Here is an 18801-nt window from a genome sequence, read left to right as displayed (position 1 = left end):
CATGCCGACCTGGCTACAAACCTGAAACTCCCAACCTAGCGGTGCGGTGCCGCGGGAATCCCACGCCTGAAGGCGTGGGAGGAGGTCAATGGTGGTCTGTCCGCTGCCGAGCACGTCCGCGAACGGACCGGCACCCCCACCTGAGCTATTCGATGTGGACCACGAGGACGGGGACAGGCGCGCTCTGTACGACGCGCTCGGTGACGCTTCCGAGATTGGCGACCCGGTCCCGTCCGGTTCGACCGTGGGTCCCCATCACGATGAGGTCGATGTCTTCCTCCTCGGCGTAGTCGGTAATCGTCTTGTGGGGAATGCCCTCTTCCATGGTTGTGACGACCTCGACGCCGGACTCCTCGCCGCTGACCACGATGTCGTCGAGCGCGATGTCCCCCTCTTCCTCCAGCGACTGCCGCACTTCGTCCTGATTGGACTTGTCGGCCGCGACGTACAGCCGCTTGTCCACGACGTACAGCCCGTGAAGGGTCGCGTCGTTGTCGCGCGCGATCGAGGTGGCGTGCGCGAGCGTCTCCGTCGTACCCGAACTGCCGTCTGTGGCTACAAGCACCGAATCGTACATATCCGGCTTCTCATGCGAACTGTGCCCACATAGTAGTCCCTATCACGCTGACACGGCCCGTGGCTGTCCAACCGATGACGAAACTATTTGATTCAGTTTCTGTCGTTCAGTGTATAATCATTCTAACCATTATTTGTCAACAGGAATACTTTTGCCAGTTGCTGCCTATTAACTTCTATACGATGCAGGGGAGCACGCAGCCAGACGACACACGGGCAGAACTATACGTTCGTTCACTCCTGCCCGATGGGCACACGCAGCAACAGGCTGCGGTAATCGACCGTCTTGACGGGCTGTCAGATACCGACATTCTGTCAGAAGTCACCGTTGAGGTTATCGGACGGCAGATTCCGTCCACGCCAGCGGAGGCGCGGACCGAACTCGGGTTGTTTGCCCTCAACCGAGTTAGTGTCTTTCAGGAGTGGGCGAAACGAAACGGTTGTTCACTTGAGCCGGCGTTTCAGGTCCGGTCGGTGGACTCGGAAATTTCGGGGGAACAGTACCGGGCACTTGTGTTTCCGGTCCAACTCTTGGCGGAGTACGAGGGGTCGGAACTCAGATGCGTGACGCCGCATACGGCTGACGGGGAAACGACGACTGTCATGGACCGGCTTACCATGCTTGAAGCAGAGGAAGAATCGACGTTCTCGCCGCTAGAGCGGGCGAGCGCGGCACAACCGCCGACGCAGTCTGACCTGCCGGCAGTCGACGCTATCGACGAGGACTCGGACCCGCTGTTGCCAGAGTAACGTCAGGGTCGCCCGCGTCTCAATACACTTATCCCCGGCCGCCGTCGTATCCTCGGATATGAGTACGGTCACGGTCACGCTGCCCGACGGGACCCCCCTAGAGGTCGAGCGTGGCAGCACGGTCGAGGATGTCGCCTACGAAATCGGGCCAGGGTTGGGTGACGACACGGTCGCCGGCGTCGTCGACGGCGAACTTGTCGACAAACACGCGCCGCTGACAGCCGACGTCGAGCTCGAAATCGTCACCGAGAGCAGTGACGAGTACCTCGACGTGTTGCGTCACTCCGCCGCCCACGTCTTCGCCCAGGCGCTGCAGCGACTCTACCCCGACGCGAAGCTCACAATCGGGCCGTGGACCGACAACGGGTTCTACTACGACATCACCGGCGTCGACATCGACGAGGACGACCTCGAAGCCATCGAGGCCGAAGCCGAGGAGATAATCGAGGAAGACCTCGACATCGAGCGCGAACTCCTCGACCGGGAGGACGCCTTCGAGCGCTACGAGGACAACCCGTTCAAACAGGACATCCTCGAAACCGAGGCCGCGGACGACGAGGTGGTCTCGTTCTACACGCAAGGCGAGTTCGAGGACCTCTGCCAGGGCCCCCACGTCGAATCGACCGGTGAAATCGGCGGCTTCGCCCTGCTCGAAATCTCCGCGGCCTTTTGGCGCGGCGAGGAGGAGAACGAGACGCTGACCCGCGTGTACGGCACCGCCTTCCCGACGGAGGACGCGCTTGACGAGTTCCTCGAACAGCGACGCAAGGCCGAGGAGCGCGACCACCGCAAGATCGGGCAGGAGATGGACTTGTTCTCCATCGACGAGACGACCGGGCCGGGCCTGCCGCTGTACGAACCCAACGGCAAGAAGATCCTCAACGAACTCTCGGACTACGTTGCCGGCCTCAACCGCGACGCCGGCTACGACGAGGTCGAGACGCCCCACGTCTTCCGTACCGAACTGTGGAAGAAATCGGGCCACTACGAGAACTACGTCGACGACATGTTCCTGCTCGACGTAAACGACGAGGAGTACGGCCTGAAGCCGATGAACTGTCCGGGCCACGCCACTATCTTCGAGCAGAACTCCTGGAGCTACCGTGACCTCCCGGTGCGGTACTTCGAGGACGGGAAGGTCTACCGGAAAGAGCAGCGCGGCGAACTCTCCGGGCTCTCCCGGACGTGGGCCTTCACTATCGACGACGGCCACCTGTTCGTCCGCCCGGACCAGATTGAGGAGGAAGTGCTGGCGACGGTCGACATCATCCTCGACACGCTTGATACGTTCAACCTCGACTACACCGTCCAGTTCGCCACCAGGCCGGAGAAGTCCGTCGGCGGCGACGAAATCTGGGAGAAAGCGGAGTCCCAGCTCGAAGCCGTCCTCGACGAGCAGGACATCGACTACGTCGTCGAGGAAGGTGACGGCGCGTTCTACGGCCCGAAGATCGACTTCGCGTTCGAGGACGCGCTGGGGCGGCACTGGGACGGCCCCACCGTCCAGCTGGACTTCAATATGCCCGAGCGGTTCGACCTCTCCTACACCGGCGAGGACAACGAGGAGCACCGCCCGGTGATGATCCACCGCGCGCTGTATGGCTCCTACGAGCGCTTCTTCATGGTGCTGACCGAGCACTACAACGGGAAGTTCCCGCCGTGGCTCGCCCCCGAACAGATCCGTCTGCTGCCGGTCAGCGACGACAACATCGCCTACTGTGAGCAGATTCAGGAAGAACTCGACGACTTCCGTGTCACCATCGAGGACCGCTCCTGGACGGTCGGCAAGAAGATCCAGCAGGCCCACGACGACCGCGTGCCCTACATGTGCGTCATCGGCGACAACGAGGAGGAGGCCGGCACCATCTCGGTGCGGGACCGCAAGGAACGCGAAGAGAAGGACATCGACATCGCCGAGTTCCGCGACCACCTCGAAACCGAGGTCGAGCAGCAGCGGACCGCTGTGACGTTCCTCGCCGGCCGGTAGCCGCTGCCGGCCTGACCGGCCCGATCAGTTCTCGCCGACAACACACTGCCAAAACCGGCGCGTGCCAGGCGCGCCCTTTTATCCCCGGCGGGCGAGCCGACCTGTATGACCACTGACAGTGGAGAGTCGAGCGATACCATGCGGGAGCGCGCCACCGGTGACACCCGACTCCTCTGGCTCCTGCTCGACGCGGATCGCTGGCTCGTCACCGCCCTCCTCTCCGGTGTCCTGTTCTGTGGGATTCTCGCCGTCGGACTTTTGCATCCCACACCGGCATTGACGCTGTTGACTCGCGGTGACCCGGTCGAAACGCTGTTTCAGGCGCTGATTACGGGGACTGTAACCGCCGTTACGCTGGTTCTGACACTGAATCAGCTCGTCCTGTCACAGGAACTCGGTGCAGTGGGCGATCAGCGCGAGCGGATGGACGGGTCGATGCAGTTCCGCGCCGACGTGGCCGACGCCGTCGACACGCCAGTCAGTCCGGCAGAGCCATCGGCGTTCCTCCGGTCGCTGGTCCGCGGGACCGCCGAACGAGCCGAGGCAGCCCGGAACGCCGCCGACGAGACTGCGCTCGATGACGACCTGGCGGCGTTGCTGTCGAACTACTTGGAGGACGTGCTGACCAACGCCGACAGCGTCACCGACCAGCTCGAAGACGGGACCTTCGGCGAATTCGACGTCGTCAAGGCCGCGCTGGACTACAACTACTCCTGGAAGCTGTACGCCGGTCGGCGCATCCGCGAGGCCTACGCCGACGAACTCACCGACGAAATCGACGACTCGCTCGCGGAACTCGTCGAGACGCTCGAACTGTTCGGCCCGGCCCGGGAACACTTCAAGACGCTGTACTTCCAGTGGGAGCTGTCCGACCTCTCCCGGACATTGCTGTACGTCGCCATCCCGGCGCTTACCGTCGCAATCACCTCGTTATTGTTCCTCGATGTGCAGGATTTCGTCGGCGTCACGGCCGGCGTCCCCGACGTGTTGTGGCTCCTCGCGGTGACGACGACAGCATCGCTGCTTCCGTTCACGGTCCTGATATCGTACATCCTCCGTATCGTCACGATAACCAAACGAACGCTCGCTATCGGCCCTTTCATTCTCCGCGAGACGGACCGGCGCGTCGACGTCGACTGGGACTGACGCCGCCGCACATCACCACGGTATAAGTGCCGGACCGGACTCGCTAGTACTATGCAGATTGGCTCGCGTCGGTGTATCCTCAACCCCGTCAGCGGCGACGGCGAGCACGCCGACTACGTCCCGCGGCTGATGGCGGCGCGCGGGTTCGAGGTGTACGAAACCAAGGCGGCGGGCGACGCGGTCGAACTCGGCCGCGAGGCGGGCCGAGCCGAGGCCTCGGAGGTGGCCGTCTGTGGCGGCGACGGGACGGTGAACGAGGTCATCCGTGGGCTCGACGACGCCGGCCACCTCGACTCGGTGACGCTGAGCGTCGTCCCGGCCGGAACGGCGAACCTCCTGGCCGGGAACATCGGTGTCACGGACATCGAACACGGTGTCGAAATCGCCGACACCGGCGACACGCGCCCGGTCGATGTCGGTGTCGCCGACGACGAGCCGTTTCTCGTCTCCTGTATCGCCGGTCTCCCCGCCGACGCCAGCGTCTCGACACCGGGCGACCTCAAGGAGCGGTTCGGCACGCTGGCCTTTCTGCTCACCGGGGCACAGGAGGCGCTCCGCTTCGACGGGTTCGACATCACTGTCGCGGCTGTCGGCGAGGACGGCCCGTTCACATGGTCGGGCGAGGCCGCCTGTCTCCTGGTGGGCAACGCCCGTAAGTTCGTCGCGGAAGGCGGGCAAGCAAACATGGAAGACGGCCTGCTGGACGTGGCTATCGTCGAACAGATGCCAACGGGGAACCTCGTCGCGGAGGCCATCGGTCAGCGACTCCTGTCGCTCGATACCGACGGGGTGACCCACGTTCGTGCGAAGGAGATCTCGGTTAGCGGCGACGGCGACGAACTCACGTTCAGCCGCGACGGCGAACTCAGCACGCACGAGGCGCTGTCGCTGTCGGTGCGCGAGCGCGCCCTCACGCTTCGCGTCGGGGCGGGCTACGCGCCGAACCCGGACTGAGACCGGTCGCCTGTCCCAGCCGTCCACCGGCGGGGTGATCGGTCGGAATCGCCCCCGACGCTTTTGCCCCCATCCATCGAGGGCAATGGTATGCCCCCGCTCTCGATGGGTGCGCTCGTGGTCTTCGCGCTCGTCGCCGCCGCCCTGACGCTGTTCGTCACCGAGTGGCTGCCGCCTGACATGACGGCCATCGCCGTCCTCGTCGCGCTGGTCGTGCTGGAACCGTACACCGGTGTCCCGGCACGGACGTCCATCGAGGGATTCGCCAGCCCGGCGGTGGTCACCATCGTCGCGATGTACATCCTCAGCGCCGGCGTCGAATCGGCCGGCGTCGTCGACTGGCTGGCCGGGAGGCTGGCGGCGCTGACCGGCGGCGACGAGCAGCGCCTGCTGGCTGCCATCGTGGGCACGACGGGCGTCAGCGCGGGGTTCGTCAACAACACGCCGGTGGTCGCGGTCTTCATCCCGCTGGTCACCGGGCTCTCGGAGCGATACGGTATCTCGCCGTCGAACCTGCTGTTGCCGCTCTCTTTCGCCGCGATGCTCGGCGGGACGCTCACGCTGGTCGGTACCTCGACGAACCTCCTCGCCAGCGACCTCTCGGCGCAGTTGCTCGGCCGGCCGTTCTCGATGTTCACGCTGACGCCCGTCGGCGTCGTCGTCCTCGCCGTCGGCGTGGCCTACCTGCTGACGGTCGGTCGGGCGCTCGTCCCCGAACGGGTCCACCCCGCGGCCGATTTCACGGAGGAGTTCGACATGGACCGCCACCTGTCACAGTTACAGGTGCGCGAGTCGTCGCCGCTGGTCGGACTGACGGTGCAGGAAGCACTGGAAGGCGGCGTCCCCGACGACGTGGTCGAAGCAGTCGCGGACGTGGTCGATGCGGGAGAGTCGCTGCCGACCGAGGCCACCGTCGAACAGGTCCTCGCCGCGAGCGACCCGCTTGACATCGATGTGCTCCAGATCGACCGCAACGGCGAGTCGTTCTTCGCGACGGCCACCGACCGACCGCTCGAACCCGGCGACGTGCTGACCGTCCGCGGGAACCGACAGGCCGTCAATCAGTTCGCCCAGACGCTCGACCTGCGGGACCTCGCCCGCGAGTCCGTCACGGCGGACCTCCTGGCAGAGAGCGGCCATCCGGGCGTTCTCGCGGAGGCCGTCATTCACAGGGAGTCCCGGCTCCGCGGGCGACGGCTCGCCGACGTGCAACTGCGCAGTCGGTTCGACGTGACGGTCCTCGCCGTCCGCCGCGGCGACGAGATCATCCACGAGAACCTCGCGGCGGTCGAACTGTCCGCTGGCGACCTGCTCTTGCTCCAGACGCCTCTCGACGAGGTGGGCCACCTGCAGGACGAGGGGTACCTGTTCTTGACCGAGGGTCCCCCGGAGCTGTTCGACGCGCTCGACGGCGGCCCGCCGTCGCTCGACGCCGCGGCGGCGGTCCCGCTCGCGACCCTGCTCGCAGTCATCGCGCTCGCGGCGCTGGACCTGCTTCCGATCTATATCGCCGCACTCGGCGGCGTCGTCGCCACGGTCGCGACCGGCACGCTGAGCGCGTCGAAGGCCTACGACGCGGTGAGCTGGAACATCGTGTTCCTGCTTGCCGGACTGCTCCCGCTGGGGCAGGCGATGCAAGCGACCGGCGGGGCCGCGTTCGTCGGTGGCCTCCTCGTCGACGCGGCCGGCGTCCTCCCGCCGCTCGCGCTGCTGGCGCTGGTGTACCTCCTGACGGCCGTCCTCGCCAGCGTCATCACTCCGGCCGCGACCGTCGTGCTGATGATTCCGATTGCCGTCGCCACCGCCGCCGAGATCGGCGTCGCCGGGTTCCCGTTCCTCGTCGTCGTGACGTTCGCGGTCGCAACGTCGTTCCTGACGCCTATCGGGTACCAGACGAACCTGATGGTGTACGGCCCCGGCGGGTACCGCTTCACCGACTTCCTGCGCGTCGGCGGCCCGCTACAGCTCCTTCTGTGCGTCGTCACGACGCTCTCGGTGTCTGTCGTCTGGCCGCTGTAAAAGTCCCGCGGCGGCGTTACTTCTCGTCTTCTTTCAGTTCGTCGAGTTCTGACTCGACCTCGCTCTCATCGACGTCGACCTGCGTACTCTCGTCCGTGAGTTCCTTCTCCAGTTCGGCCTCGGAGACGTCTGCGTCGCTCGACCCGCTGTCGCCGTCCTCGGCTTTCCCCATCTCGGCTTTCAGCGTGTCGAGTTCGGCGTCGACCGAGCCTTTCTGTCTGACCTCCTCAAGCTCTCGCTCCAGCGAACTCTCATCAGAGATCTGGCTTTCGAGAACACCGTCTTCCTTGAGTTCGTCCATCGCCTGTGAGCGGGCTTCCATATCCTCGGTGCGTTCCTCCGCACGCTCGATAGCCTGATTGATGTCCTGCATCTCGTCGCCCGCGCCCGTCATCGCCTCGTTGACGCGCGCCGACGCCTTCGCGGCCTCGTGGCGGGCCTTCATCGTCTCCTTCTTGGTCCGGAACTGCTCGATCTGTTTCTGGAGTTCGTCTTTCTGCTCGACTAGCTGGTCCTGCTGGCTTTGCAGGTCCTGTATCTGGCCCTCCAGATCCTCGATCTGGCTCATCTTCTGCTTTTTCTTCTCCAGCGCCTGACGGGCGAGGTCCTCTCGGTCCTGCTCGACGGCCTGGCGTGCCTGTTCGTTGTGCTTCTCGACGTTCTCTTCGAGGCGGCGCTTCTGTATCTCCAGTCGTTTCTTCTGGGTCGTCAGGTCCGCGATGCCCTGCTTGACGTCCTGCAGTTCGTCACGCAACTGCTCGTAGCTGTAGTCGAGGGTCTCTGTCGGGTCCTCCGCTCGGTTCAGGACGGCGTTGAGTTTCGAGCGGATGACGTACGACGCGCGCGAGAGGATTCCCATATATGCGCATTGGTCTCTCCAACCTTAAATTTCTTACAGAGGGCTGGCGAGTGAACACGTATGACTACCGTCGGGATACCGGGTGGACGAGACGTAACCGCGTCGCTCGACCGGCCGGCATCGGACACTGTCGTCGTCGCGTGCCCGCCGCATCCACAGTACGGCGGCAAGCGGTCGGACACGCGCCTGCAGTCGGTCAGCGACGCGCTGGCCCCCGATGTCGGCTGTCTCCGCTTCGACTACGGCGCGTGGGACGAGGGCCGCGGCGAGCGGGTCGACGCCGAGAACGCCCTGGCGTGGGCGAGCGAGCGGGCCGACTCCGTCGGCTTGTTCGGCTACAGTTTCGGCGCGGCCGTGGCGCTGCGGGCGGCCGCCGAGGCCGAGAGCCACGTCTGTCCAGCGGTCCTATCAGTGCTTGCGCCACCGGCTGGACTGACCGACCATCTCGATGGCACCGCCGCGCTCGACGCCATCGACTGCCCGGTCCAGGTCGTGGTCGGCGAGCGCGACGACACCGTGGACTGGGAGCCGGTCGTCGACCGGGCTGCCGACCTGGGACACGCAGTCGAGCGCCTGCCGGCCGACCACCACTTCGTCGGCCAGAGCGGCCGTATCGGTGAGACTGTCGGGCCGTTTCTCCGTGACCACCTGTAGCCGGTGTCGAATCCGACTGCCGGGACCCGAGACTACCGGACGGTATCGAAAGACAGAGGCGCTGTCGGCCCAATCTCCGAGCATGAACCGCCCGCTCGCGTTCGCTGCCGTGTCGTTCATCGCCACGCTGGTCGCGCTGTTAGTTCTGATGCAGACGCCACTCGTCGCGGGTGGCCCAGCCCGGGCGCTCGTCCTCGCCTCACTGGGGGGTCTCGGGACCTACGTCGCTATCAGATCCGGCGTGCTAAAGTCCTGACCGTCACCGAACCCGACTGCGGATACTGAAGGTAGATTTATACTATATACTGATAAATAATGACGTATGTCAACACGAACCAGGGCGGCGGTGTCGCACTCGACACGGCACGGCGTCGTCTCGCTTCTGGGTGGGTTCGTCGCCGGCTACCTGTTGTTCATCGCCATCGGCTCTAGTCCCGGTGATGCGCTGTTCTCGGCGCTGACGCTGGCTGTTCTCGTGGCGGCATGGCGCGTTCTCACACAGCCGTCACTGTAGCCCCGTTGACACTGCGACGCGGTGGCGAACAGTGCGCGCTCCGAAACCGTTTAGACCACGCGGGGTTCACCGTCGGTATGCCGACCGAACCCGAAACGGACTACGACCCGGAACTGGGTCGGAAGTTCATCTTCGTCACCGGTGGCGTGATGTCTGGCCTGGGGAAAGGCATCACCGCCGCCAGCACAGGTAGATTACTCAAAAACGCCGGGTTCGACGTTACAGCGGTCAAAATCGACCCGTATCTGAACGTCGACGCCGGTACGATGAACCCCTTCCAGCACGGCGAGGTGTACGTGCTCAAAGACGGCGGGGAGGTCGACCTCGACCTGGGGAACTACGAGCGCTTCCTCGACATCGACATGACCTTCGACCACAACGTCACCACGGGGAAGACCTACCAGCACGTCATCGAGAAGGAGCGGTCCGGCGACTACCTCGGTCGCACGGTCCAGATCATCCCGCATATTACCGACGACATCAAACGCCGCATCCGCGAGGCCGCCGAGGGCAACGACGTCTGTATCATCGAGGTCGGCGGCACCGTCGGCGACATCGAGGGGATGCCGTATCTCGAAGCGCTCCGGCAGTTCGCCCACGAGGAAGACGAGGACGATATTCTCTTTACCCACGTCACACTCGTTCCCTACTCGAAAAACGGCGAGCAGAAGACCAAGCCGACCCAGCACTCCGTGAAGGAACTGCGCTCTATCGGGCTCCAGCCGGACATTCTGGTCGGCCGCTGTTCCGACAAACTCGACATCGACACGAAGGAGAAGATCGCGCTGTTCTGTGACGTGCCGACGGAAGCCGTCTTCTCGAATCCCGACGTCGACGACATCTACCACGTCCCGCTGATGGTCGAGGAGGAAGGCCTCGACCAGTACGTGATGGAGGAACTCGACATCGCGACCGAAGCCCTGCCCGAAGACGAGCGGGAGAACCGCTGGCGCGACCTCGTCACCCAGCAGACCGAGGGCGAGGTCGAGGTCGCCCTCGTCGGCAAGTACGACCTCGAAGACGCCTACATGTCCGTCCACGAGGCGCTGAAACACGCCGGCCTGGAGAAGAACGTCGACGTGAACGTCCGGTGGGTCAACTCCGAGAAGATGGGCGACCACCACGCCGACCGGATGCGTGAGGCCGACGCCATCGTCGTGCCGGGTGGCTTCGGTGCCCGGGGCACGGAGGGCAAAATCGAAGCCATCCAGTACGCCCGCGAGAACGACGTTCCCTTCCTCGGGCTGTGTCTCGGATTCCAGATGGCCGTCGTCGAGTACGCCCGCAACGTGCTGGACTTGGACGACGCCCATTCCGCGGAACTGGACGAGGACACCCCACACCCCGTCATCGACATCCTGCCCGAGCAGTACGAGATCGAGGACATGGGCGGGACGATGCGGCTGGGGGCCCACGAGACCGACATCGACGCGAACACCCTCGCTGCGACGCTGTACGGCGGCGAGTCCTGCACGGAGCGGCACCGCCACCGCTACGAGGTCAATCCCGAGTACATCGACGACCTCGAAGCCGCTGGGCTGAAGTTCTCTGGCTACGCCGAAAACCGTATGGAGATACTCGAACTCGCGCCCGAGGACCACCCGTACTTTATCGGGACGCAGTTCCATCCGGAGTTCCGCTCCCGACCGACGCGTGCCAGCCCGCCCTTCGTCGGCCTGCTTGAGGCCGTGCTCGGCGACGACCCACACAGCGTGACGACCGAGGAGGTGAGCCACTGATGGTGAACGTCGACGAGTTCATCGCCGACGCGAAAGCCGAAATCGCCGACGAGATCGGCGACAAGAACGCCGTCATCGCACTGTCGGGCGGCGTCGACTCCTCGACGGCCGCCGCCCTGGCCTACGAGGCCATCGGTGACCAGCTTACCCCCGTCTACGTCGACACCGGGCTGATGCGGAAAGGCGAGACCGACCAGATCCGCGAGACGTTCAGCTACATGGACTCGCTGCGGATCGTGGACGCGCAGGACCGCTTCCTCGACGCGCTCGGCGACGAGACCGACCCCGAGGAGAAGCGCCACATCATCGGCGAGCAGTTCATCCGGGAGTTCGAGACGGTCGCCAAAGACGTCGACGCTGATTACCTCGTTCAGGGGACCATCTACCCCGACCGTATCGAGAGCGAGGGGACCATCAAGTCCCACCACAACGTTGGCGGCCTCCCCGAGGTCGTCGACTTCGAGGGCATCGTCGAGCCGATGCGGGACCTCTACAAGGACGAGGTTCGTGAGGTGGCCCGCGCGCTCGACCTCGAAGAGATCATCTCCGAGCGGATGCCGTTCCCCGGCCCCGGCCTCGCCGTCCGCATCATCGGCGAAGTCACCGAGGAGAAACTGGAGGTGGCCCGCGAGGCCAACCACGTCGTCGAAGAGGAACTGGAGGAGTACGAACCGTGGCAGGCGCTCGCCGCTGTCATCGGCAAAGCGACGGGCGTCAAGGGCGACAACCGCGTCCACGGCTGGGTCGTCGCCGTCCGTTCCGTCGAGAGCCGGGACGGGATGACCGCCCGCGCACAGGAACTCGACTGGGACACGCTCCAGCGCATCCAGTCGCGTATCACCGGGGCGCACGAGAACGTCGCCCGCGTCGTCTACGACGTGACCCACAAACCGCCCGCGACCATCGAGTACGAATGAAGGTCGTTCTCGTCGGCACGGACCCGAACGCGCTCACGGACGCGCTCGAAGCCGAAGGCCACACGGTGTCGGTCGCCGACGTTGGCAACCGTCCCGGGCTGGAGGAGGCCGGCATCCACGAGGCCGACGTGTACCTGCTGACCGAGATGTCGCAGGCGACCTCCATCGCCGTCGCCAAGGACCTCGCCCCCGACCTCCGGGTCGTCGTCTACGCGGCGGGCTCCCTGCCGGACTTCGCCAGCCGACAGACCGACCTCGTCGTCGACCCGGACCTGCTCGGCGTTGAGGCGGTCGCCGAGGAACTGTAGGCTCGCCCGGTCTTTTCGTGTCTATGGTGTCCGCCCAGCAGTACCAACAGTCGGTCCGGCCGCACCCTCTTGCTGTTGAAGGAGCATAATTTAACACATTCTTCGACGGATTTAATAGATAGATTAAGAGAGTAACTACTGGATACACCTATGCTAGCGATTCAGGCCGTCACGGAACGACCGCTGTTGCTGCAAGCGAACGTCGCTGACCGAATCGTCGAATTCCTGACAACCCTCGTCGCCGACGGCGTATCGGCCGTCGGGACGATACTGATTGCGGCAGTCATCCTTGCCATCGGCTACGGGGTCGGCGAGTACCTCGACGGCGCGGTGTACGACTGGACGCTCGAACGCGGGCTCGACGACCGCGCCGAGGAAACGCCGGTGTCGGCCGTCACAGCGGAGTCGGACCCGGTCGCGTCCGCAGCAGGTCTGCTCGCCCGATATCTCGTCTATCTTGTCGCTGTTGTTGCGGCGGTCAGAACGCTGAACATCAGCGAGCTCCGGACGCTCGCCGCGACGCTGTTCGGGTACGTTCCGAACATCGTCGCCGCCGCAGTGTTCCTGGTCGTCGGGTTCGGTCTCGGCCGACTGCTGGGCACGCTCGTCCCCGGCCTCGTCTCCCGGCCCGGTCTCACGGAGAACTTCCCGGAAACGCACCTCGGACAACTGCTCGACGCTGACAGCGGCACCGTTAGCAGAGTGGCTGGTCTAGTCGTCGAGTACTACGTCTACGCGGCGGCCGTCTACGTCGCTGCGGCGACGCTCACTATCGCTCCCGTCGCGGCCCTGCTCCGTGATGGGCTGACCTACGCGCCGACCCTGGTCGGTGCCCTCGTCGTCCTCGTCCTGGGGGCACTGGTCGCCGACCACGTCGCCGACGTGATCACGTCGGTCGATGCAGCCGAAGAGTGGGTCTCGAAGCCGCTCCTCTCGGGAACGCTGCAGGCGCTCGTCTACCTGTTTACCGCCGTTATCGCGCTCAACCTCGCGGGCGTCGACTCGCTGCTGCTCGCCGTGTTGTTGCTCGCGGTCGTGTTCCCCGTCGGGATCGGGTTCGCGCTGGCGGTCGGGCTGGGCGGCCAAGACTTCGTGGCCGGCCGGCTCAGTAGCGACTAGGCCAGCCGTTTCACAGCGTCGCTGCCAGCTTACTGAGTTTCGCGGAACCCCCTTCCTCGAAGGGGACGCCGTGGCCCGGCACGGCGGTCTCGAAGTCAGGTGCGCGCTCGGCGAAGTCTCTGATACTCCGAGCAACGGCGTCGGTATCGTAGCTCACCAGCCACGGCGAGGGCTCGAAGCGGCCGCTGTCCTCCCGGACGAGGTCACCCAGCAGTCCAAGCGAATGGTCTTCGCTGACGTAGCAGACGTGCCCCGGCGTGTGGCCAGGGGTATCGTAGACAGTGAAACTGCCGATGGTGTCGCCGTCGGCGAGGGGGACGACGTCGTTGTCCGGCGCGTCGAGGAACGGCGAGACGAGTCGCTGGAACGCCCCCTTGTGGGTGCCCAGCGGCGGAGCCTGCTCGCCGGTGACCAGCGGCGCGTCCCGCTCCCCCACGTAGATAGTCACATCGATGCCGTCGAACGCTGTCAGTCCGCCGACGTGGTCGAAATCGAAGTGCGTGAGGAGGATGCGGTCCAGGTCCCGGAGCTCGTAGCCGGCATCGTTCAGGCCGGCGATGAGCGCGTTGCCGTGCCAGGGTAGCCCCGCGTCCACGAGCGTTAGCGCTCCGTCGTCGTCGACGAGCGTCGCGTTGACGCCCGTGAGATCGTACCACCAGATATCATTGGCGAGCGCCGTTACCATAGCGCGGGGTTGGAGCGGCGATTCCTAAACCCTTGGTCACCGTTCCGTTTCGGCGGGCCGGCTCCGACCTTAGTCGAGTGCGACCGGCGCGGCCTGTCGCACGTCGTCCTGAAGCCGGTCGGCGTGTTCCAGTCGAATCTCGCGAGCGTCGCGAGCCGTGACCGGTTCCGGCCTATCGAACGTCGGCGCGACCGGCTCGTACGCGTCCACGTCGAATCCCATCCGGTCGAGATACGACCGAACGCTGTCGGCGGAGACCCCGTCCCGGATAGCGTCGTTCGCGTACGCAAGGACAGCATCGAACTCGGGGAGCACGATTTCGTCGTCGGTAACGCGGCCCGTCTCACCCTCGATACGCACCTCGGTTCCCCTGAGGTGGTCCATGAGAGACGCCACGGCGTCGGCGAGTTGCAGGACCTGACTCGGGAGTGCAGCGTCGGGCGACCGCCACTCGACGGTGCCAAACTCGGCCCGGAGCTGGACCGGCGTCCAGATAGAGCTCTCTGGCTCGAAGTTCGCCGCGACAGTCCGGCGGTCGACACCAGCGTCGACAGCCGCGGTCACGAACTCATCGTAGCGCCGTTCGAGCCGGCGGTCCCACTCTGCAGTGTCGTCGAGATACGACCACAGCCAGCCCTGGTGTGGCACCGAGTTGTACGCCATCCAGCGGTACAGTTTCGAGCGGGCGCTGTCGGCCAGCCGCCGGCCGCGGAAATACGGCGAGGACGAGACGAGCGCCAGCGCGGGATCGATGGCGATCAGCGCGTTCAACTGGTCGATCTCCCGCCCCGGCTGCTGTGCGACGTGGATGTGCGTGCCGGCGCAGTGGCGGACGTACTCGAAATCGTCGCCGACGACACAGTTTTGAATCCGGGTCCGGTCGCACGTAATCTCTTGAATCTCGTCAGCGTTGACTGGGGTCGAAAGCGGCACGAGCCGTTTCCCGAGGTCGTCGGCCCGCCGCAGCACGGCTCCGAGTCGGTCAAGGAGTTCTTCGCGCAGTTCTGTCGCTGTCTCGCACGGCGTCGTCTTGACCTCCAGCATGGGCTCGACGAACTCCCGCTCCGCCTCCGGGCTTGCGTCGACGAGCGCGCCCGGTTCGACCAGCCGGCCCGCGTCGTCGATGACCCAGTACTCCACTTCGATGCTCCGTCGTATCGGTTCGGATTCGTGTACTGACACAGTGGCCTCGCTGTGGATTCAGCGGTGTGTTCCCGCGCCGGAATTTATTGGTAACACACCACACGAAAACTGCGTCCAGATGGCTTATGATAGTTGTTCGATTCGTAATATTTGCGGTGGACAAGCCCACAATCCATGTTATAGATGCTGTAAAATCTCGCGTCCGTTCCATAGAATCCGATATCAATCCATATACGGAAACTTTAAGTCGATATCGGACGGCGCTGCTCCCGCTCAGAACGGCAACTGCGACCGGACGAATTGCACGCCAGTCTTCACCTTCGACGGGTCCCGGATCCGCTCCATCTCCGCGTCGGTGAGTTCGAAATCGAAGACCGCCATGTTCGCTTCGAGGTGGTCGCGGCTGGACGCTTTCGGAATCGCTGCCACGCCCTCCTGCTGGACCAGCCACCGAAGCGCAACCTGCGCCGGAGATTTTCCGTACTTGTTGCCGATCTGAACGAGCGCGGGGTCGTCGAGGACGCCGCCGCGGGCGAGGGGGCTGTAGGCAGTCAGGAGCACGTCGTGGATGCGACAGTAGTCCAGCAGTTTCCGCTGGTCCCAGTAGGGGTGGTACTGCACCTGGTCGGTGAAAATCGGAGCCGATGAGATGTCCCGCGCCTTGTCCAGCAGCGACGGCGAGAAGTTGCTGACGCCGATGTGCCGGACCAGCCCCTCCTCGACGAGGTCGTTCATCGCCCCGAGCGTCTCCGACAGGGATGCCATCCACGGCGTGTTCGGCCAGTGGATGAGCAGGAGGTCGAGGTAGTCCGTTCCCAGTTTGTTCAGGCTCTCCCGCGTCGACCGTCGGACGCTCCGCTCGTCGCGATTGGAGCCGTCGAGCTTCGTCGTCAAAAACACGTCCTCGCGGTCGACCGCGGCGGCGTCCATCCCCAGTCCGACCTGCCGCTCGTTGCCGTACGCCTGCGCGGTGTCGATGTGGCGATAGCCCATATCCAGAGCCGTTTCGACGGTTTCACGGCAGGACTGGCCGGTGAGCTGCCACGTCCCGAGGCCGAGTGCGGGGACCGACGTACCCTGGACCTGAATGTCGTCCATGCAGGGTGTTGGAGGGGGCCGGTGAAAAGTCGTGGCTCCGACGCGCCGCTGTCCCGAGCCGGCCAGCGCTACTGCGTCGTCGTCACTTTTCGAGAATGGTCCCGCCCGAACCGACTGCGATATCCGTGCCGCCGCGGACGACGGCCGTCAGGTTCTCGCCGGCGGGCGTCTCCTCCTGGGTCCAGTCGCCACCGCCGAGGGCGTACACCTTGCCGCCGCCACCGACGGTGTAGCCGGCGCTGTCGTCGTCAGTGACCTCGATATCTCGAAGGCCGGCGTCGCCCGTGTCGGTCGGCGTCCATTCGGAGCCGTTCCAGTGGAAAATCATCCCACCGCCGCCGGACACCCACACGTCGTCCGGACCGTCGGAGTCGACGCCGTAGAAGTTGACGTTGGCGTCGGCGAGGCCGACCTTGTTCCACGTCGAGCCGTCGTCGGTGGCGAAGACGCTCTTGTTCCCGTCGACGATGTGGCCCGAGCGCACGCCGTGGAAGTCGACGGCGTTGATCGCCGACCCGGAGCCGGGCGTGGTGTAGTCCCACGTCTCGCTCGCGCCGTTCTCGAAGCTGTAGTACATCTTGCCGGAGTCGCCGGCCACGTAGACGTTCGCTTCGCCGGCCGTGCCGGTCACGGACACGTCGTTGAAGTTGTTGGTCACGTCCATCGGGGCGCTGTGGTCGGTGACCACGCCCGACTCGACGTCGTATTCGCCGATAGCGCCCGAGGCACCGACGAACCAGAGGGCCTTGCCGTCGTCGGTTACGTCGGCCCCGTAGAGGCTGTTCCCGTTGCCGGTCGGGCCACCGCCGACGACCTTCTGCCAGCCCCTGCTGGTCCGTTCGAGGACGATACCGCCACCCGCCACCGCGTACGCGCCGGTGGCCGTGTATTCGACGTCGTGGAGGGTGTTCCCGGTCGGGGATTCGACGGACTCCCAGGGACCGGCCGCCACAGCCATCCCGGAGATGGCCGCCCCACCCAGTGCAGCTGCAGCTGTCGCGCCGATACCCGTGAGCACGCCGCGTCGTGTCGCGTTGCGATCGGACATGACATCCGACCCTGTGGACTGTCTCCACTTCAATGGGGGCCGCGGTTAACGACGTTTCACCGCGATTGAAACGTTTAAACGGCAGATATTCGGGAGAACAGCCGGTTGGGATTGGGGAAAATCGGCGACCCGAGACGAATCGGCAAATATCACGTTAAGCCGGCTAAACGGACACAAGACTGATACCGCGAGTCCGCCGAGTCGGCTCAGGACAGTTCAGCGACGAGGGCCGGGGCTTCCGCCGCGATGATCTCGTCGATAGCGACACGGGCCGCCGCTGGGTCCGCGGGCAGGCAGAACACCGGCGTCTCTCCAGCGATCCCGGCAGTCGCACGGACGGCGATGACACCGGTTCCCTGCTGTTCGAAGAGGAGGCTCCGGTACACTTCCTCGAACCCCGGCAGGGCCTTTTCGAACAGTGGGTGGACTGCTTCGAGCGTCTGCGCCGACGGGGCGACGCCGAGGCCCCCCGCGGTGACGACGATCTCCACGTCGTCGCGCCCGACTAGTCTGTCGACGGCACCCTGAATGCCGTCGTAGTCCCCTCGCAGGCGCTCGCGGGCGGTGACCGTCTGTCCGGTCGCTTCGAGTGCTGTCTCTACCGCCTCGCCTGTCGGGTCGCTCTCCTCTGTTGCCGTTCCGACCGTGACGACGGCGGCGGCCACCTGCCGCTCCTGGGCCGCGTCGTCCTGGGATACTGTCTGCGCTGGTGGTTCATCCGCTGTCGGCGGCGTCTCAGCCTGCGATGTGTTTTCCGCTGGGTCGCCTGCCTGTGTCTCAGAAAGGGGGTCTTCGTGGGGTCCCTCGTCGGGTCGCTCGGTCGCCCCGCCGGTCCCTTCAGCGTCCTGTGTTTCGGCCGCTGGATGGCTGCTTTGCTCTACCGCCTCGTCGATTCGTTCTACGACGGCGCTGTCGGCTTCAGGCTCCGACGTGGAACCGTCACCGTCCTCCGTTTTGTCGTCCACCGCCGAAGTCTCTGTTCCGTCACCCCCACTTGCTGCTGTGTCGTCGCTTCCCGGCGCTGTGTCCGCTGCATCGGTTGGCTCTGAAGTGGTGGCCTCGGAGTCAGTATCGACCGCCGCGGATTCCTCGTCGTCCCCCGTCTCGCCCTCGTCTGTCTCGTCGTCTTCCCCGTCAGTCGGACCCCGGCGTGTGTCACGGGACTGGAAATCCACCATACTACTCCATCGGTCGCGGTGGATAAATACCCTGACGACCGTTTGCGGGACTGTAATGTATATAATATCTGAAAACGATAGGCTTAAAATATAGCAATATGAAACAA

19 protein-coding genes are annotated in these 18801 nt (G+C 64.9%); 12 read left to right on the top strand and 7 right to left on the bottom strand.

Features of this window, described 5'->3' with window-relative positions; all coding sequences use genetic code 11:
* Positions 1-145: 145 nt before the first annotated feature.
* On the bottom strand, positions 146-577 hold the full coding sequence (locus C442_RS11560) for a universal stress protein (protein WP_008310628.1): 432 nt from the start codon (positions 575-577) through the stop codon (positions 146-148).
* Positions 578-759: 182 nt separating this feature from the next.
* Here C442_RS11560 and C442_RS11555 point away from each other — a divergent pair, with 182 nt between their 5' ends.
* From C442_RS11555 to C442_RS11535, 5 genes are all read left to right on the top strand, one after another.
* Complete coding sequence (locus C442_RS11555) at positions 760-1326, top strand: HTH domain-containing protein (protein ID WP_008310625.1); 567 nt, start codon at positions 760-762, stop codon at positions 1324-1326.
* A gap of 58 nt (positions 1327-1384) precedes the next feature.
* Positions 1385-3313 carry a threonine--tRNA ligase gene (gene thrS, locus C442_RS11550; RefSeq protein WP_008310623.1) on the top strand — a complete coding sequence of 643 codons (1929 nt, stop codon included), beginning with the start codon at positions 1385-1387 and terminating at the stop codon, positions 3311-3313.
* Between the two features lie 105 nt (positions 3314-3418).
* Entirely contained in the window at positions 3419-4459 is a 1041-nt protein-coding gene (locus C442_RS11545; RefSeq protein ID WP_049942957.1) for a hypothetical protein, read from the top strand.
* Between the two features lie 51 nt (positions 4460-4510).
* Positions 4511-5413, top strand: a complete 903-nt coding sequence (locus C442_RS11540; protein WP_008310620.1) for a diacylglycerol/lipid kinase family protein — start codon at positions 4511-4513, stop codon at positions 5411-5413.
* Between the two features lie 90 nt (positions 5414-5503).
* Positions 5504-7432: an SLC13 family permease gene (locus C442_RS11535; protein WP_049942956.1), complete on the top strand. Its 1929-nt coding sequence runs from the start codon at positions 5504-5506 to the stop codon at positions 7430-7432.
* A 16-nt stretch (positions 7433-7448) separates the two neighbouring features.
* Here the strand turns inward: C442_RS11535 and C442_RS11530 are convergent, their stop codons facing one another.
* A complete protein-coding gene (locus tag C442_RS11530; RefSeq protein WP_008310618.1) occupies positions 7449-8291 on the bottom strand; it encodes a PspA/IM30 family protein in 843 nt (280 codons plus the stop codon).
* A gap of 60 nt (positions 8292-8351) precedes the next feature.
* Between C442_RS11530 and C442_RS11525 the strand changes: the two genes are divergently transcribed.
* From C442_RS11525 to C442_RS11500, 7 genes are all read left to right on the top strand, one after another.
* Positions 8352-8945, top strand: a complete 594-nt coding sequence (locus C442_RS11525; RefSeq protein WP_008310617.1) for a hypothetical protein — start codon at positions 8352-8354, stop codon at positions 8943-8945.
* A gap of 82 nt (positions 8946-9027) precedes the next feature.
* On the top strand, positions 9028-9201 hold the full coding sequence (locus C442_RS22165) for a hypothetical protein (protein ID WP_008310616.1): 174 nt from the start codon (positions 9028-9030) through the stop codon (positions 9199-9201).
* Between the two features lie 66 nt (positions 9202-9267).
* Entirely contained in the window at positions 9268-9459 is a 192-nt protein-coding gene (locus C442_RS11520) for a hypothetical protein (protein WP_008310615.1), read from the top strand.
* 77 nt (positions 9460-9536) lie between these two features.
* Positions 9537-11198, top strand: a complete 1662-nt coding sequence (locus C442_RS11515; protein ID WP_008310613.1) for a CTP synthase — start codon at positions 9537-9539, stop codon at positions 11196-11198.
* Positions 11198-12115, top strand: a complete 918-nt coding sequence (gene guaA, locus C442_RS11510; protein WP_008310611.1) for a glutamine-hydrolyzing GMP synthase — start codon at positions 11198-11200, stop codon at positions 12113-12115. The genes C442_RS11515 and guaA overlap by 1 nt, the downstream gene beginning before the upstream one ends.
* Positions 12112-12423 (top strand): DUF7126 family protein, encoded by a 312-nt coding sequence (locus C442_RS11505; protein WP_008310609.1) that lies wholly within the window; start codon positions 12112-12114, stop codon positions 12421-12423. Before guaA ends, C442_RS11505 begins: the two co-directional genes overlap by 4 nt.
* Positions 12424-12573: 150 nt before the next feature.
* Entirely contained in the window at positions 12574-13542 is a 969-nt protein-coding gene (locus C442_RS11500; protein ID WP_008310608.1) for a mechanosensitive ion channel family protein, read from the top strand.
* A gap of 10 nt (positions 13543-13552) precedes the next feature.
* Here C442_RS11500 and C442_RS11495 read toward each other — a convergent pair whose 3' ends face one another.
* The 5 genes from C442_RS11495 to C442_RS11475 all read right to left on the bottom strand — a co-directional run bounded on the left by C442_RS11495 (position 13553) and on the right by C442_RS11475 (position 18694).
* A complete protein-coding gene (locus C442_RS11495) occupies positions 13553-14227 on the bottom strand; it encodes an MBL fold metallo-hydrolase (RefSeq protein ID WP_008310605.1) in 675 nt (224 codons plus the stop codon).
* A 69-nt stretch (positions 14228-14296) separates the two neighbouring features.
* Positions 14297-15409: a glutamate-cysteine ligase family protein gene (locus C442_RS11490; RefSeq protein ID WP_049942955.1), complete on the bottom strand. Its 1113-nt coding sequence runs from the start codon at positions 15407-15409 to the stop codon at positions 14297-14299.
* Positions 15410-15643: 234 nt separating this feature from the next.
* Positions 15644-16468, bottom strand: a complete 825-nt coding sequence (locus C442_RS11485; RefSeq protein WP_008310602.1) for an aldo/keto reductase — start codon at positions 16466-16468, stop codon at positions 15644-15646.
* A gap of 82 nt (positions 16469-16550) precedes the next feature.
* Positions 16551-17516 (bottom strand): sialidase family protein, encoded by a 966-nt coding sequence (locus tag C442_RS11480; RefSeq protein ID WP_008310600.1) that lies wholly within the window; start codon positions 17514-17516, stop codon positions 16551-16553.
* A gap of 206 nt (positions 17517-17722) precedes the next feature.
* Entirely contained in the window at positions 17723-18694 is a 972-nt protein-coding gene (locus C442_RS11475; protein ID WP_008310598.1) for a molybdopterin-binding protein, read from the bottom strand.
* Between the last annotated feature and the right edge of the window lie 107 nt (positions 18695-18801).

Origin of the sequence: Haloarcula amylolytica JCM 13557 (assembly GCF_000336615.1) — an archaeon.
Classification (GTDB): Archaea; Halobacteriota; Halobacteria; order Halobacteriales; family Haloarculaceae; genus Haloarcula; species Haloarcula amylolytica.
The sequence above is the reverse complement of the archived record's forward strand: the minus strand, read 5'-3'. Positions and strand labels throughout refer to the sequence as shown.